The organism is Aquirufa sp. ROCK2-A2 (assembly GCF_054558485.1).
Window position 1 is genome coordinate 224,960 of sequence record NZ_JBPXKA010000003.1, and the last position, 16,022, is coordinate 240,981.

Annotated in this window: 12 protein-coding genes; 6 read left to right on the top strand and 6 right to left on the bottom strand. The window is 35.2% G+C overall.

The genetic code is table 11. The features are described from left to right. Window positions 1-64: 64 nt before the first annotated feature. From V7S76_RS06505 to V7S76_RS06515, 3 genes are read right to left on the bottom strand one after another with little or no spacing between them, the layout of a single operon-like run. On the bottom strand, window positions 65-1,489 hold the full coding sequence (locus V7S76_RS06505) for an aldehyde dehydrogenase family protein (protein ID WP_459509252.1): 1,425 nt from the start codon (window positions 1,487-1,489) through the stop codon (window positions 65-67). An 8-nt stretch (window positions 1,490-1,497) separates the two neighbouring features. Next, entirely contained in the window at window positions 1,498-2,265 is a 768-nt protein-coding gene (locus V7S76_RS06510; protein ID WP_459509253.1) for a hypothetical protein, read from the bottom strand. Next, window positions 2,252-3,334 carry an AMP-binding protein gene (locus V7S76_RS06515; RefSeq protein ID WP_459509254.1) on the bottom strand — a complete coding sequence of 361 codons (1,083 nt, stop codon included), beginning with the start codon at window positions 3,332-3,334 and terminating at the stop codon, window positions 2,252-2,254. The genes V7S76_RS06510 and V7S76_RS06515 overlap by 14 nt, the downstream gene beginning before the upstream one ends. An 88-nt stretch (window positions 3,335-3,422) precedes the next feature. On the opposite strand from V7S76_RS06515, the gene V7S76_RS06520 reads away from it, so the two are divergent. The 5 genes from V7S76_RS06520 to V7S76_RS06540 are packed head-to-tail and all read left to right on the top strand — an operon-like array spanning window position 3,423 to window position 7,649. Then, the gene (locus V7S76_RS06520) at window positions 3,423-3,869 is read left to right on the top strand and encodes a DUF2452 domain-containing protein (RefSeq protein WP_459509255.1); all 447 of its coding nucleotides are present in this window, start codon (window positions 3,423-3,425) and stop codon (window positions 3,867-3,869) included. A gap of 11 nt (window positions 3,870-3,880) precedes the next feature. After that, window positions 3,881-4,705: a 1,4-dihydroxy-2-naphthoyl-CoA synthase gene (menB, locus tag V7S76_RS06525; protein ID WP_459509256.1), complete on the top strand. Its 825-nt coding sequence runs from the start codon at window positions 3,881-3,883 to the stop codon at window positions 4,703-4,705. A 5-nt stretch (window positions 4,706-4,710) separates the two neighbouring features. Then, window positions 4,711-5,115: an EVE domain-containing protein gene (locus V7S76_RS06530; RefSeq protein ID WP_459509257.1), complete on the top strand. Its 405-nt coding sequence runs from the start codon at window positions 4,711-4,713 to the stop codon at window positions 5,113-5,115. 10 nt (window positions 5,116-5,125) lie between these two features. Further along, window positions 5,126-6,742, top strand: coding sequence for a hypothetical protein (locus tag V7S76_RS06535; RefSeq protein ID WP_459509258.1), 1,617 nt, complete (start codon window positions 5,126-5,128; stop codon window positions 6,740-6,742). Between the two features lies 1 nt (window position 6,743). Continuing rightward, the gene (locus V7S76_RS06540) at window positions 6,744-7,649 is read left to right on the top strand and encodes a class I SAM-dependent methyltransferase (protein WP_459509259.1); all 906 of its coding nucleotides are present in this window, start codon (window positions 6,744-6,746) and stop codon (window positions 7,647-7,649) included. Between the two features lie 60 nt (window positions 7,650-7,709). On the opposite strand, the gene V7S76_RS06545 is transcribed toward V7S76_RS06540, so the two are convergent. From V7S76_RS06545 to V7S76_RS06555, 3 genes are all read right to left on the bottom strand, one after another. Continuing rightward, window positions 7,710-8,591 (bottom strand): bifunctional 5,10-methylenetetrahydrofolate dehydrogenase/5,10-methenyltetrahydrofolate cyclohydrolase, encoded by an 882-nt coding sequence (locus tag V7S76_RS06545; RefSeq protein WP_459509260.1) that lies wholly within the window; start codon window positions 8,589-8,591, stop codon window positions 7,710-7,712. A gap of 12 nt (window positions 8,592-8,603) precedes the next feature. Continuing rightward, window positions 8,604-11,093: a type I DNA topoisomerase gene (topA, locus tag V7S76_RS06550; protein ID WP_459509261.1), complete on the bottom strand. Its 2,490-nt coding sequence runs from the start codon at window positions 11,091-11,093 to the stop codon at window positions 8,604-8,606. A 108-nt stretch (window positions 11,094-11,201) separates the two neighbouring features. Then, a complete protein-coding gene (locus tag V7S76_RS06555) occupies window positions 11,202-13,472 on the bottom strand; it encodes a DUF5686 family protein (RefSeq protein WP_459509262.1) in 2,271 nt (756 codons plus the stop codon). 215 nt (window positions 13,473-13,687) lie between these two features. Here V7S76_RS06555 and V7S76_RS06560 point away from each other — a divergent pair, with 215 nt between their 5' ends. Further along, window positions 13,688-15,952: an aconitate hydratase gene (locus V7S76_RS06560; protein WP_459509263.1), complete on the top strand. Its 2,265-nt coding sequence runs from the start codon at window positions 13,688-13,690 to the stop codon at window positions 15,950-15,952. Window positions 15,953-16,022 lie beyond the last annotated feature (70 nt).

The following is a 16,022-nucleotide window of genomic DNA, read 5'->3' on the forward strand; positions in this document are numbered from 1 at the left end:
AAGTAACTTTGAGAAAAAAGAAAATACGGTAAATTAATGAAAAGAAAAGTGGTTAATATCCGTTTTAAAACCATTTTAAGATAAAATCTATGATCCAACGTACTTTGATTGAGTAAGGCGGATATAACATTTTTAACATATTTGTTTTTTGAACCAAGACCGCTTTTTGATTGGAAAATTCAATAAAACCAAAATGCCCCCCTGATTTACCAATTCCAGAGTGGTTAACTCCACCGAAAGGCAAACCAGAATGACCAAATTGAATTAAGCAATCGTTGATTACGCTACTTCCAGAACTCGTATTTTGTAAAATATAGTCAGAAAATTCTCGATCATTGGAGAAAACGTACAAAGCTAAAGGCTTTTCCTCTTGCTGTAAATAATCAATAATTTCTTCGTTTTGCTTGAAAGAAATCACTGGCAAAATAGGCCCAAATATTTCCTCTTTCATGATTTGCATGTCGAAGGTACAATTGGTAAGCACCGTTGGAGAGATGTAACAATCTGCTTCATTTAATTCTCCACCAAAAAGCACTTTAGCTCCTTTTTCGAGCGCATCTTCCAATAGTCGACTGATTCGATCAAAATGTCTTTTATTGACTATTCTAGCAAAATCGGGAGATTTTTCAATTCCTTTTCCTTCTGGATTATAAAATTCATTAACTGATTGTTCTAAATTTTCTAAAAAAGAAAAATAGACTTTTTCATGAACAAATAAATAATCTGGCGCTATGCAGGTTTGACCATTGTTCAAAAACTTGCCCCAAGCAATTTTTCGAGCACTTGCCAATGAATCAACTTCACTGCCAATAATTCCGGGTGATTTTCCGCCTAATTCTAAAGTTACACTCGTTAAGAATTGGGAAGCAGCTTTCATGACTAACTTACCAATAGCAGGACTACCTGTAAAAAATATATGATCAAATTTTTGTTCCAATAAAAAAGTAGAAACATTGGCATCTCCTTCAAAAACAGCTACTTCGCTTTTATCATACAAAACACTAATCATTTTTTGAATGAACGATGATGTATGGGGTGTCAATTCAGAAGGCTTCAGAATAACTGCATTTCCAGCAGCGATAGCTTGGATTAAAGGACAAATAGCCAAATTCAAAGGGTAATTCCATGGAGAAATAATCAAGCAAAGTCCTTTAGACTCGTATTGAATATGTCCTTTTGTTCCTAATAATATCAGAGGGGTTGAAACCGATTGAGGTTTCATCCAAGATGATAAATTTGAAATGGTATGATCTATTTCTCGATTAATTCCCATCAATTCGGCTAAAATCACCTCCGAAGCGGGTTTTTTGAAATCATTGTACATGGCAGAACATATTTCATCTTTGTGTGATAAAATATACTGCTTCAGAAGTTTCAATTTTTGAATTCGTTCGGCGGTTGTTGATTTTTTTAGCCTTAAAACAGATTTCCTTTGTAAAAGGATTGTTTCTTTGATTTGATCTTCCAATTGAATTGATAATTCTTCCATTTGTATTGTTAATTAAATAGATCTTGTAATTTATTCTCCAAGTTATCAAAATATCGATTATTTCCTGAAGGTTTTCTTAATGAATCACCTGCAACATACCAAAAACCATCTCCAGGGTAAACAGCAAGGGATTGTGTATTTTTAAATTCTTCTTTTGCTTTTTCAATTTGGAAATCGGCAATATAAACCAGGTTCATTAAATCTTGAATTTTATCCCAATCTGTGATAAATAATTCTTGATCCAAAAATGAATCTTTGTAATGGAAATTCAAATTTGAAAAGGACAAAATTCCTTCTATTCGTGTCCAATCGCCATTTTCTTTTTTGAATTGAAATCCTAAATACAAAGGCAATTCTTTTTCTGCTTTTTCGAAAATAGCCTGCATAAATTCCTGTATTAGATTTTCTTCCATTTCTAGGAATCTCGGAACAGCGGTATTATTATGTTCTAATTCTAAAGTGATAAAAGGTTCTGAATCTTTCGGATTACAAGAGCCAGATTTGTACTTGGAAAAATTTAAACTTAATCGCTCTTTCCATGCTTCGGATAATGGCCCTTTCCAAGTCCAATTATGTTCTGGCATTAAACCCTCTTCTAACAATTCTTCCTTGGTGAAATCTTCACGATCTAAGTACTGAATGGAAATTTCTACGGTTGAATTATTCGTACCAAAATCAGCAAATGAAAAAACTGCCTCCAAATGGTAGGGAGCAGGTACGTCATTTGGACTTTCATAAAATAACTGAAATGATTCTGGAAATTTATTTATTGACATTATTTGAATGGTTTAAATACAAATTTACGGTTTTAATTGGATCAATTTTACCATTGGAAGTAAATTGAAATTCAGGTACATAGATCCATTCTTTGGGCAATTCCTTTTTATCTAATTGGCTGAGTAAAAAGACTTTTAATTCATCAAAATACTTGGCCTCAAGGTCACAATTACTAAATATCACCATTTTTTGTCCATACACTGCATCTTTCATGCCAAACACAAAAAGTTGCACCATACGATTATATTGCTCGAAAAATTCCTGACAAGCTCTTTCCACTTTTGGAGGAAAGATTTTAAAACCTGCCGAATTAATGACAAAATCATTTCTTCCCAACAAACGAAAGGATGAAGAATTTATCATTTCAACGATATCATTGGTTTCAATCCACTGATTACCAGTTAAATAAGACTTAATTTTCAAGCAATTTTGAACATTCCTATCGATATCAATGTCAGGTAAAACGGAATAAATAGTTTCCCAATTGGATGCTTTAATTTGTCGGTAAGCAATGTGCGAAACTGTTTCCGTCATTGCATAGGTATGAAAAATAGGAAATAATAATTCAGCAGATTTTTTCTCCAATTGTACATCCAAGGGAGCCCCACCTAATAAAACACCTTTGCAAGATTCAAAAACTCTATTTAGTGTCATTTTATCTTCGATCAATTTGGCCCATTGATTGGGAACAAATGATGCCAAATCAATTTTGAAAGTCAAGGCTTTTAAAGAATCAGAAAGGTTTTCTTGAGGATCTACGAGAATTATTTGTAAATCAAGGACCAAAGCCCTTACCAAGGTCATGGCACCAGCTATATATTGTATAGGAAGGCATAATAAAGCCACATCGTTAGGCTCTAATTTCAACCAATTTGAGGTTAATTGTGCCGAATAAATCATTTTTTCACGATCAATAAGGATCTTTTTGGGAGTACCAGTCGAGCCTGAAGTTTGAAAGGAAAATGTGTGTTGTCCAGCATTCCAAGAACGACAAAAATCGAAGACTTCTTGCTGAAAATGAGATTCGGCAATCGGAAAAGAATTCGAACTTGGAGAAAATACTAGCATAATTCATTGATTCATTCCAAAATTAACCAAACATTCTCTAATTTCGTGGGTTAATAAAGGAATGATCCAATAATTATTCCATTGATTTATGTCTAAAGACCCTTTTTTAAATCCAATTAATCCAGATAAAGTTGCTGAAAACCCAGGATTATTGCCCTATGCGCATACATCTGGTTCGGCTGTCATTAAACCGGAAGATATGGGTAAAACGAAAGGTCGGGCTGTGTTAGCCATGCGCCAACAAACTGATCGGCAAATGAATCAATTGTATGAACAAATGGAGATTCTCGCCAAGCAGGCTAAATTAATTTCAGAAAGAAAAGAAATTTCAGAAAGAATTTATGATGCCGCCATGGGATTTGAGCCGATCATCAATGAAACTTATTATGTTTATGAGAAAGAAGATGGCACAGATTTATTATCTTTAGTTGCCCCGGAAGAATGGGGTAGATCGTTTAAATACAGTCGTTTTTTAGCCAAAGCAACACTTTTAGCAGACCATACTTGGGATGTTACATACAACGAAGAAAATTAATACTACACAATATGATTTCACAATTTCCTTGGAAACCCATTAAAGAATATCAAGAAATTCTATTTCAACAATACAATGGAATAGCTAAAATTTCGATCAATAGACCACATAAACACAATGCTTTCACGCCACTAACGGTACAAGAAATGTCAGAAGCAATGGAAATTGCTCGTCAAGATACCACCATTGGAGTGATCATTTTAACGGGAGAAGGCGGTAAAGCCTTTTGCTCAGGTGGAGATCAGAGTGTTCGTGGCGAAGGTGGTTATGTAGGAAAAGATATGGTTCCTAGATTAAACGTGTTAGATTTTCAAAAACAAATTCGTTCAATTCCTAAGCCGGTTGTTGCCATGGTAGCAGGTTGGGCCATTGGAGGAGGACATGTTTTACATGTTATTTGTGATTTATCGATTGCGGCAGATAACGCTAAATTTGGTCAAACAGGTCCAAACGTTGGTTCATTCGACGGAGGATTTGGAGCTTCGTATTTAGCACGTGTGGTTGGACAGAAAAAAGCGAGAGAAATTTGGTTATTATGCGATCAATACAATGCGCAAGAGGCCTTGGATATGGGATTAGTCAACAAAGTTGTGCCATTAGATGAATTAGAATCGACAACCGTGGCATGGTGTGAAAAAATTCTAGAGAAAAGTCCAATCGCTTTAAGAATGTTAAAATCTGCCTTTAATGCCGAATTAGATGGACAAGCAGGAATTCAAGAATTGGCAGGAAATGCCACTTTGTTGTATTATTTGTCGGAAGAAGCCAAAGAAGGTAAAAACGCATTTTTAGAAAAAAGAAAACCCGATTTTTCCAAATTTCCTAAATTCCCTTAATACATATGAATTATTGGTTAGTTAAATCGGAACCCTTCAAATATTCTTGGGATAATTTCGTTAAAGAAGGGAAATCGGTTTGGGATGGAGTCCGAAATTACCAGGCTAGAAATAATATGAAGGCCATGAAAAAGGGCGATTGGGTATTTTTTTATCATTCCAATGAGGGAATGGAAGTAATTGGATTAGCAGAAGTCAGTAAAGAATTTTATCAAGATCCAACCACAGAAGATGAACGTTGGGTGGTCGTGGAATTAATTCCAATTAAGAAATTTGATAAAACGGTTACTTTAAAACAGATGAAAAGCGATGAAAGATTAAGTAATCTGGCATTAATTAAGCAATCAAGACTTTCAGTAACTCCCGTAGATAAACCAGAATTTGATATTATTTTAAGTTTAACCGAATAATTTTAAAATTATGAAATCAATCTGCCTTTCTATTATCATTGCTCTAATAAGTATTTCTCAAATCACTTTTGCTCAGGTAGCTACTCGCTTAGAAATACCTTCTGATAATTTAGAGTCATTTACCATTCCATGTGGAAATAAAGGTGTAATTGTATTAACCCAATTAAGTAAATCGGAATTCAATGTTCGTTCATTTTCAACCAATTTGGAACAAAAATGGACGAAGAATGGTACGGTAGAAAACAGTTTAGATTTTGTTACACATAGCTTTGATGGCGAATTTGTTAGCTTATTGTTTAGTCGCTTCAAAAGCAACTCTTATTTAGTATTCAAAATAAATGTGTCCACAGGTAAAATGGATAAATACCAAATTTATTCCGTTGGACGAATGGAAATTTCCAATTTCAAAGTTTTAAATCAATCAATCTTCATCGCTGGAATCGTTGATAGTCAACCGCTGATTTTATTTACCAATTTGAGAGCCAAACAAACCAAAATCTTACCATCGGTTGTAAAAGGTCAAGCTGAGATTCAATCCATGGATTTAGATACGGTTCAACAACAAATAAATATCACCTATACCATTGGAAATAAAGCCAAAAACTATCAATTGCTTATCAAATCATTTGATGAAGATGGCAATTTAATTGGTCAAATTATCATGAATCCAAGTGATGAATTTGCGATTATGAATGCTAAAGTCAATCAGATCAATGATTCATTGCAAGTTGTGGTGGGTACCTATGGTCATAAAAATACGATAGGCTCATCCAAAGGCCCAAGTTCACAAGGGATGTATTTCAATTCGTTTATGGACGGAGAGTTGATTAACTCGAAATTTTACAGTTTTACCAAATTCAATAACTTTTTCAATTTCCTTTCTCAAAAACAAAAAGAGAGACAAGAAAAGAAGATTAAAGATAAAGAGCAAAAAGGGGAGGATTTACGTTTAGATTACCGCTTATTAATGCATGAAATCATTAAAAACGGGAAAAACTACATTGTGGTTGCGGAAGCTTTTTATCCAGATTATAAATATAACAGCTTTAATCCCTATGGTGGAATGTATGGGGGTTTTAGCCCTTTAAATAGTGGGTTTTATTCACCATGGAGTTCCATTTACAATCCATATCGATGGGGTTATGGAAATTATGGACTTTATTCTCCTTTTTCTAATTATTATAGTCCTTGGGGATACAGAGGCTATAACTATTATGGCAATCAACAACAATTTGATGGTTGGATATATACCCATGCCATTGTGGCTGAATTTGATCACAGTGGCAATTTGATGTGGGATCATTGCATTGATTTGAATGATATCAAAGAGGGAAAATTGACCCAAAAGATCAAAACCTCTGTGAATAATGATCAAATTATTTTATCCTATGCTAAAAATAATCAGATCATTTCAAAAACTATCAGAGAAAAAGGCCTTGTAGAAAGTGAACAAGTGCAAGATATAGAGACCGAAAATGAAGGGGATAAAATCAGAAGATCAGCTAAAAATGATCTAAATTTTTGGTACGATAATTTCTTCTTAGCTCATGGTTATCAGAGCATTAGCAATGAACAAGAAGGAAAAAGGTCCGTTTATTATTTAAATAAAATTCAGTTAAAACCGTAGTTTGGAAAAGCATCAATCAATCGCAATCGAGAGTCCTCAATATTGGAAAAATAATTATCAATTAATTGATACAGGAGGATTTGAAAAACTAGAGAAGTTTGGAGATTTTGTCGTAAGAAGACCTGAACCTCAAGCAGTTTGGTCAAAGTCCTTGTCTGAGGATGAATGGGTCAAACGATTGGATGCGTATTTTAGAAAAGAAAAAGGCAGTTCTGAAAAAGGTATTTGGGAAGTAAAATCAAATGTTCCAGAAAAATGGTTTATGCCATATACATCGGAGCAGTTAAACTTATTGTTCAAAATTTCCTTATCATCTTTCAAGCATGTTGGAATATTTCCTGAACAAGCTGCTAATTGGGAATTTTTGGCTCAAAAAATCCCATTATTTAAAAAACCTAAGCCAAAATTTTTGAATTTATTTGCCTATACAGGAGGAGCAAGTTTAGCTTGTAAACAAATGGGAGCGGAGGTTACGCATGTCGACTCGATTAAACCCGTTCTTTCATGGGCCAGGGAAAACATGGAGGTTTCTAAGTTAGATGGCATACGTTGGATGGCAGAAGATGCCTTAAAATTTGTCAAAAGAGAAGCCCGTAGAGGAAATTTCTACCAAGGTATTTTATTAGATCCTCCGGCTTATGGCAGAGGTCCAGAAGGCGAAAAATGGATTTTAGAAGAACAAATTGATGATTTATTAAAATCCGTCAAAGAAATATTAGATCCAGAAGAACATTTAATCCTATCCAATTTATATTCCATGGGATTCTCAACTCTAGTGATAGAAAATCTGATGAATAGTATTTTTGATGTACCCAACGATGCGGAATCCGGCGAATTATATTTAGAAGATTTAAAAGGGCGAAAGTTGCCATTGGGTGTATTTCATCGGTATTTTAGAACCATATGAATTAAGAAGTAGTATTTCCCGGATAAAACCTCTTACATCTTAAGTTATACACTTACCTCATTAATAGATTTTCCCTTTCGCTGACAACAAAGTATTCTTCATCAAAGAAACAATCGTCATGGGCCCAACTCCCTTAGGCACAGGAGTAATGTAAGAACATTTATCGATAACATCGTTGAAGTCTACATCACCTTTTAAGGCAAAACCAGATTTTTTAGATGGGTCTTCTACTCGGGTTAAACCAACATCAATAATAACAGCTCCTTCTTTAATATGGGAAGCTTTGATGAATTCAGGTTTACCTAAGGCAGCAATGATAATATCCGCTTGTTGACAAATTTCTTCCAGATTTTTTGTCTTCGAATGTGTTAAAGTTACCGTGCAATTTCCTACAGGATGATTTCGTTGCATCAAAATAGACATGGGTAAACCTACAATTTGACTTCTACCTACTACCACACAATGTTTTCCTGAGGTTTCAATTTGATAATAAGCTAATAAATCCAAGACACCTTGAGGAGTTGCCGAAATAAACGCAGGTAAACCTTTAGCCATTCGGCCTATATTGATTGGATGAAATCCATCGACATCCTTGGAAGGAAGAATGGTTTCCATCACTTTATCTGGGTTAATGTGCGCAGGTAATGGCAATTGGACAATTAGACCATCCATTTCTGGATTTTGATTGACCTCTTGAACAGCCTGTAAAAGTTCTTCTTCAGTTATCGAAGGTGGAAAACGCAAAAGGGTAGAAGCAAAACCTAATTCTTCACAAGATTTTACTTTATTGGCCACATAAGTTTCAGAAGCGCCATTATTACCAACTAATATGGCCACCAAATGAGGTGCTCTTTTCCCTGCTTCCAATAATTCTTTTACTTCTCCTGCAATAGCTGATTTCATTGATTCAGCCACCATTTTTCCGTCGATAATTTGACCCATTTGTTTTAATCTTTATTTTTTTCGTGTTTTTTTTGTCGCTGGAGCTTGTTCACCAAGTTCCAAACATTGTTCCAACGTTAATGCTGCTGGATCTTTATCCTTCGGTATTTTAACATTCCTTTTTCCAATCTGAATATACGGACCATACATTCCATTAACCACTTTAACTTGCTCATTTTCAGCAAATTCCTTGATGAATTTATTAGCTTCTAAATTTCGCTTGGCTAATATTATTTCAACTGCACGTTCTTGTGTGATAGAGGTTAAACTATCGGTTTTACCCAATGAATAATATTTCCCATAATGTTTAACATAAGGCCCAAATCTTCCTTTTCCTGTTGAAATCAATTCATCTTCAAAATATCCCAGGCCTTCTGCTTCTGCTGCCACATGTGCTGCCTTTAAAACTGCAATTGCAGCATCCATTTCAATCGTAAAAGGATCTTCTGATTCAGGTAAACTCGTAAATTTACCATTATGCTTGATGTAAGGGCCTAATTTACCAGCACCGATTACCAAGGCAGAATCTTCATAAATACCTATTTCTCTTGGCAATTTTGGCCTTTCTAATAATAATATAGCTTGCTCAAAAGTTAAACTACTAATCGATTGATCTTTGGATAAATTAGCAAAAACCGGTTTTTCTTCTTCTCCAGACTCACCCAACTGGACAAATGGACCAAATTTCCCAAGACGGACAGAAATTTTCTTCCCAGTCTTCGGATCTATACCCAATTCTCTTCCTCCGCCGACACTACTTCTATTGATGGATTTACTATCTACGATGGTTTGATGAAAATTACCGTAAAAACTCTTCATCATTTGAGTCCATGATAATTTACCTTTCGCAATATTATCAAACTCATCTTCCATATCGGCTGTGAATTTATAATCAACAACTTCTTCAAAATTGTCAACCAAGAAATCTGTCACTAAAGTACCAATATGTGTAGGAAATAATTTTGCCTTTTCGGTACCAACTATTTCCGTATTTTTTTCACCAACTATTTCATTGTTTTTCAGCAACCAAGTTTGAAATTCACGATCTTTTCCTGCACGATCCTCTTTAACCACATAAGCACGTTTAATGATCGTCGAGATAGTAGGCGCATAGGTAGAAGGACGACCAATTCCTTTCTCTTCCAATGCTTTTACTAAACTAGCTTCAGTATACCTAGGAGCTGCTCTTGAAAAACGCTCTTGCGCTTTTAATTCTTGTAAATCCAATGCTTGACCGATCGCCAATGGTGGCAACATATCTTTATTCTCCTCATCATCCTCATCATCTTTACTTTCTAAATATGCCTTTAAAAAACCCTCAAAAGTGACTACTTCACCTTGCGCGATCAATAATTCAGATGTACTAGAAATACCAATTTGTGCAACGGTTCTTTCTATCTGAGCATCCGCCATTTGAGAAGCAATCGCTCTTTTCCAAATCAATTCATACAAACGTCTTTCACGCGCATCTCCTGATAGGGTACTAACCTCAAAATCAGTCGGACGAATGGCTTCGTGAGCTTCTTGAGCATTTTCACTTTTGGTTTTGAATTGTCGAGAATGATGAAACTTAGCCCCATAAGCGCTTTCTATAGCACTTTTTGCCTTATCTCTTGCTTCTTGTGATAAGCTCGTAGAATCCGTTCTCATATAGGATATACGACCTGATTCATATAATTTTTGAGCAATTGACATAGTCGTTGCGACAGCAAAACCTAGTTTACGAGAAGCCTCTTGTTGTAAAGTTGATGTGGTAAAGGGTGGGGCTGGTGTTTTTTTAGCAGGCTTTGTTTCCAAATTTTTGATAAAAAAATCAGCAGAAACACATTTTTTCAAAAATTCCAAAGCATCATTTTCTGTCGTAAAATTTTTGGGCAATTCAGCCTTTAAAACCTTTTTACCAGGTAAATCAAATAATGCAACAATTTTATAAGTTCCAACACTATCAAATTTTTCAATTTCTTTTTCCCTTTCTACAATAAGACGAACTGCTACAGATTGTACACGACCAGCAGATAGACCTTTTTGAACTTTGGACCAAAGAACAGGTGAAAGCTCAAAACCGATCAAACGATCCATGATTCTTCGTGCCTGCTGCGCATTCACCAAATCCATATCGATGGTTCGTGGATTAGTAATCGCATTTTGTATGGCTGATTTCGTGATCTCTCTGAAAACAATACGTTTGGTATTGTCTTTTAATCCCAAAGCCTCTTTTAAGTGCCAAGAAATCGATTCTCCCTCACGGTCGTCGTCCGTCGCTAACCATACTTCTTCAGATGACTTTGCTAATGATTTTAGCTCCGAAATTACCTTTGTTTTATCTGGAGAAATGACATAAGTAGGAGTGAAGTCATTGTCAATGTCGATAACTTTATCACCTTTAGTCGGTAAATCCCTAACGTGTCCAAATGAAGACTTCACTACAAAATCCTTTCCCAAATAACCTTCAATTGTTTTTGCTTTTGCAGGTGACTCAACGATGACTAAATTTTTTGCCATTCTTATGTATAAATTTTAAATTTCAAAAACTGACCCCAAATATACTTGCTTAAAAACAATTTGTACAAAAAAGCTTTAAAAGCTTTAAAAAAAATCAATTAACAGATATTATTCTGGGACATTTCCAACTCTAATTCGTGAATTAATATTCAATCGCAAGCCGATGTAACTAAATTGAGCATTGTTAAAACTAGCAATAGCTTCTAAACGCAAGACCTTAAATATACCATCCAAGCCATATCCTATTTCGCGGTACAATAACTTTTGATTTTGAACCCAAACCACATTGGCGATTAATACTTCTTTGATAAAGGATTGTTTGATACCCAAAGCTGGTTTCAACCATAAATTGGTGAATTGCAAAAACGATAAGGCCTCTAAATAATTTCCAGCCGTACTATTGGCATAATGATTCACATTTAAGCGTTGGTTGGAGCCCAAAGTGAAATTTTGATAATATCCAACCAAACGATGGGATGCTAGCATATCACTGGCTTGAATCAAATTCACATTTCCATTAAAATGTTTGTAATCGATAAAATATTTCGGATTTTTCCCCCAAAATGTACCTGTATTCACTACTAATCCTAATTTTACCCAAGGAGAAACCGACACATTTTGTATATATGATAATTCAACATGATTAAAATCCGTCGTTGACCCAAATATTTCAGGCCATCCTGCTCGATATTTCAATAAAATCAAGGGAGAACTTCCCCAATTGTTAATTCTTTCATTGTCCTCATAGGCATGATCTAAAAAAGGACGAAAACCCAATGTAAATTGCGTAGTAAATGCCCGATGATTGTCAAATCCTTCTGTGGAATACTCTGCATTGGTTGGATTGTTAGAGGTAAATTTTCTACCTAAATAATTAATCCAATAATAATCAGAAATATTATCCATCTGACTGCGATCCGCCAATTCTGCATTTCCCTTGAAAAACCAACTAGACGAAATCCGATTAATCCAGTACAATGACCAATAATCCTTGCGATAAATTTTCATTTGATTATTTTTCAATAACAAAGTCGATAAGGAATTCATTTCAGGAGAAATGGTATTATCTGAATTGTATTGAGCCACAAAATCACCTTTGGTTAATTGTATGTCAAATTTTTCTGTTTTATATCTCAATTTGATATATCCTGTATTTCGATTGAGTAAATAGGAGCGACGCCCTAAAACCTCCGTTTCAATAAAATGGTATCGAGCCCATCTTTTTCTAAACACTAAGGCAGTATTGGAGACGAATCCCTCGACCGTATTAAAGTTCGTATCGAATATAGGAGCCTTGTAATAAATTTCATACGGATAAAAATCCTTTTTCATTTGTCCAAAATAAAAGGATCTACTGAATAAAATATCTTGCCAAGCCAATGGAGCCTTTCTAACAGGTTCATAATAGGCTATTGGTAGATTTTGAGAAGAATAGCCTGGAGATAAATCAAAGAATTCTAAATTTTGTTGAATGCTATTTTCCATCCGAAAATCATTTGTTTTCCGAACAGAATCAATTGTTGTGAATCCGGTTTGGGGGCGATCTTTCCATTTCAAAATCATGGAATTATGTAGATTTCCTAATAATTGAGATACATATACTTCATCAAAGGCCCTTTCAGCAATATTTAATTTTTCTTTCGTTTCAATGCCCAATAAATTGGATTCTTGATTTTTCCATTCTTCGGGTTGACCAATCACTTTTTCATGAAGAACAAATTCACCATTATTACCAAGTAATCCACCTGAAACCTGAATTTTGCCTTCCAAAGGTAACCATTGATTCATTGAAAATTGGTGTTTAAATTCCAATTGATAATTTAAAGCATCCGCAAAAACCGACAAATTAGCATAAATCAACGATCCATCAGAACTTACAATAATTTGTCCACTGAATAATCGATCTAATTTCTTTTGGGGCAAAACCTCATAAGAATAACCTTTTTGTCCTTGAATGAGGGTATCTTTTTGAAAATGATAATCGTAATAAAGTTGTGCTTGATAATTGAGTGGTGAAATGCAGTTAGGACCGACAATATCTTGGTAAAAATCGGGCCAAAAGAACAAGGTTGGATTCGCTGACTTTTTATTCAATAATTCGATTTTCTGAATTTCATGAATACTTTGATTTAGCTCTTTGGCATAAACTTCTGAAATAGTATTATGTCCATACCATTGATTTTCCCGAACACCTTCAATTCTTTCCAATCGTTTTTCCCCAACTCCTAAAATATCCGTTAAACGTGATTTTTCAGAAACAATCACTTTAAATTTAAAATTTTTGAGTAAAGTAGAGTGTTCAGATGATTTTAATAGAGATTTGGAAATAATCGAATCTAATTTCGACTTTTGTGCCGATGAAATTTGAACGAAAGTCAAATTGAATAACAAGAAAAATAGTAAACGAAGTCGGTACAAATTATTTCAAGATCAACTATTAGTAAAATAATCCATAAAAAAAGTTAAATATTTCTATTTGACACATGTAATTTATGAAATATGAATACAAAGGAAAGGATATTTACAAAAAGTGACAAAAAGTAATTACGAATCTATTAATTTTGCATACATTTTTACCAATAACACAATTTAATATGGCCTTTGACATAGAAATGATTAAAGCTGTTTATGACCGGATGCCCGCTCGCATTGCTGCGGCAAGAGCATTAACTGGCAAACCGCTTACATTGACAGAAAAAATTCTTTACAGTCATTTGTGGGAAGGAACTCCTTCTTCCACTTTTACCCGTGGTGCTTCTTATGTAGACTTTGCTCCTGATCGCGTTGCCATGCAGGATGCAACAGCTCAAATGGCCTTGTTGCAATTTATGCAAGCGGGTCGTCCTCAGGTTGCTGTTCCATCAACTGTACATTGTGACCATTTAATTGAAGCGAAAGTTTCTTCAACGACAGATTTACAAGTAGCTGTTGATAAAAATAAAGAAGTTTATGATTTCTTATCTTCGGTATCCGACAAGTACGGAATTGGATTTTGGAAACCAGGTGCTGGAATTATCCACCAAGTAGTTTTAGAAAACTACGCATTTCCAGGTGGAATGATGATTGGTACTGATTCACATACGGTAAATGCTGGTGGTTTAGGAATGATTGCTATTGGTGTAGGTGGAGCAGATGCATGTGATGTAATGGCAGGACTTGCTTGGGAATTGAAATTTCCAAAATTGATTGGTATTAAATTAAAAGGTAAATTAAACGGTTGGACATCTCCTAAAGATGTTATTTTAACGGTAGCTGGAATTTTAACGGTGAAAGGTGGAACTGGCTGTGTGGTGGAATATTTTGGTGAAGGAGCCACATCGATGTCTTGTACAGGTAAAGGTACGATTTGCAACATGGGTGCAGAAATTGGTGCTACTACCTCAACATTCGGTTACGATGATTCAATGTCAAGATATTTACAATCTACAGGACGTGCGGATGTAGCTGCCATGGCAGATCAAGTTCGTGAGCACTTAACAGCCGATCCTGAGGTTTATGCAAATCCAGAAGCTTATTTTGATCAAGTAATCGAAATCGATTTAGATACATTAGAACCACATTTGAATGGTCCATTCACTCCAGATTTGGCTACGCCAATTTCTAAAATGAAGGAATTAGCCGAAAAGAATGGTTGGCCAACGAAAGTAGAAGTTGGATTAATTGGTTCTTGCACCAACTCTTCTTATGAAGATATTGCACGTGCAGCCTCTTTGGCTAAACAAGTGGCAGCAAAAGGTTTAAAAACGAAAGCACAATTCACCATTACACCAGGTTCTGAATTGGTAAGATATACCATCGAAAGAGATGGATTTATTGATACATTCAATACTATCGGTGCAACCGTATTCTCTAATGCATGTGGACCATGTATCGGACAATGGGCAAGACCAGGTGCAGAAAAAGCAGAGAAAAACACCATTGTACACTCATTCAATAGAAACTTTGCAAAACGCGCAGATGGTAACCCAAATACATTTGCGTTTGTAGCCTCACCAGAAATGGTAACCGCTCTAGCCATTGCCGGGGATTTAACATTCAACCCTTTAACGGACACTCTTACCAACGAAAAAGGTGAGCAAGTTAAATTGGATGCTCCAACAGGAGATGAATTACCACAAAAAGGTTTTGCTGCAGAAGATGCAGGATACCAAGCACCAGCGGAAGATGGTTCAGGCGTTCAAGTAAAAGTATCAACAACTTCAGATCGTTTGCAATTATTAGACCCATTTGCAGCTTGGGAAGGCACTGACTTATCTGGATTAAAATTATTAATCAAGGCTAAAGGAAAATGTACAACTGATCATATTTCCATGGCAGGACCTTGGTTAAAATACAGAGGTCACTTGGATAACATCTCCAATAACATGTTAATCGGTGCTGTCAATTTCTTCAATGACAAAACGGATAATGTAAAGAATCAATTAACTGGAGAATATGGTGCTGTTCCAGCAACTCAAAGAGCCTACAAGGCAGCTGGAATTGGAACCATCGTAGTAGGAGATACCAATTATGGTGAAGGTTCATCACGTGAACACGCAGCTATGGAGCCACGCCATTTAGGTGTTCGTGCAGTATTAGTAAAATCTTTTGCACGTATTCACGAAACCAATTTGAAAAAACAAGGTATGTTGGCCTTAACATTTACCAACGATGCTGATTATGATAAAATTCAAGAAAATGATTCGATTAGTATTCTTGGATTAGGATCATTTGCACCTGAAAAACCATTAACCATTGAATTGTTACATGCTGATGGTTCAAAAGATAGCTTTCTTGTTAACCATACCTACAACGCTCAACAAATCGAATGGTTTAAGGCAGGTGGTGCATTAAATATCATTAGAGCATCAGTAAAATAAGTTCAAAATTGTTTTAAGGTGCAAAATTGATTAGTTTTGCACCTTAATTTTTAAAAATTAATCATTTCTA

Bases quoted from the DNA above. Each gene is read 5' to 3' on its own strand.
- topA (WP_459509261.1), bottom strand. From the start codon at position 11,093: ATGGCAAAAAATTTAGTCATCGTTGAGTCACCTGCAAAAGCAAAAACA.
- V7S76_RS06505 (WP_459509252.1), bottom strand. From the start codon at position 1,489: ATGGAAGAATTATCAATTCAATTGGAAGATCAAATCAAAGAAACAATC.
- menB (WP_459509256.1), top strand. From the start codon at position 3,881: ATGATTTCACAATTTCCTTGGAAACCCATTAAAGAATATCAAGAAATT.
- V7S76_RS06510 (WP_459509253.1), bottom strand. From the start codon at position 2,265: ATGTCAATAAATAAATTTCCAGAATCATTTCAGTTATTTTATGAAAGT.
- V7S76_RS06530 (WP_459509257.1), top strand. From the start codon at position 4,711: ATGAATTATTGGTTAGTTAAATCGGAACCCTTCAAATATTCTTGGGAT.
- V7S76_RS06560 (WP_459509263.1), top strand. From the start codon at position 13,688: ATGGCCTTTGACATAGAAATGATTAAAGCTGTTTATGACCGGATGCCC.
- V7S76_RS06535 (WP_459509258.1), top strand. From the start codon at position 5,126: ATGAAATCAATCTGCCTTTCTATTATCATTGCTCTAATAAGTATTTCT.
- V7S76_RS06520 (WP_459509255.1), top strand. From the start codon at position 3,423: ATGTCTAAAGACCCTTTTTTAAATCCAATTAATCCAGATAAAGTTGCT.
- V7S76_RS06515 (WP_459509254.1), bottom strand. From the start codon at position 3,334: ATGCTAGTATTTTCTCCAAGTTCGAATTCTTTTCCGATTGCCGAATCT.
- V7S76_RS06545 (WP_459509260.1), bottom strand. From the start codon at position 8,591: ATGGGTCAAATTATCGACGGAAAAATGGTGGCTGAATCAATGAAATCA.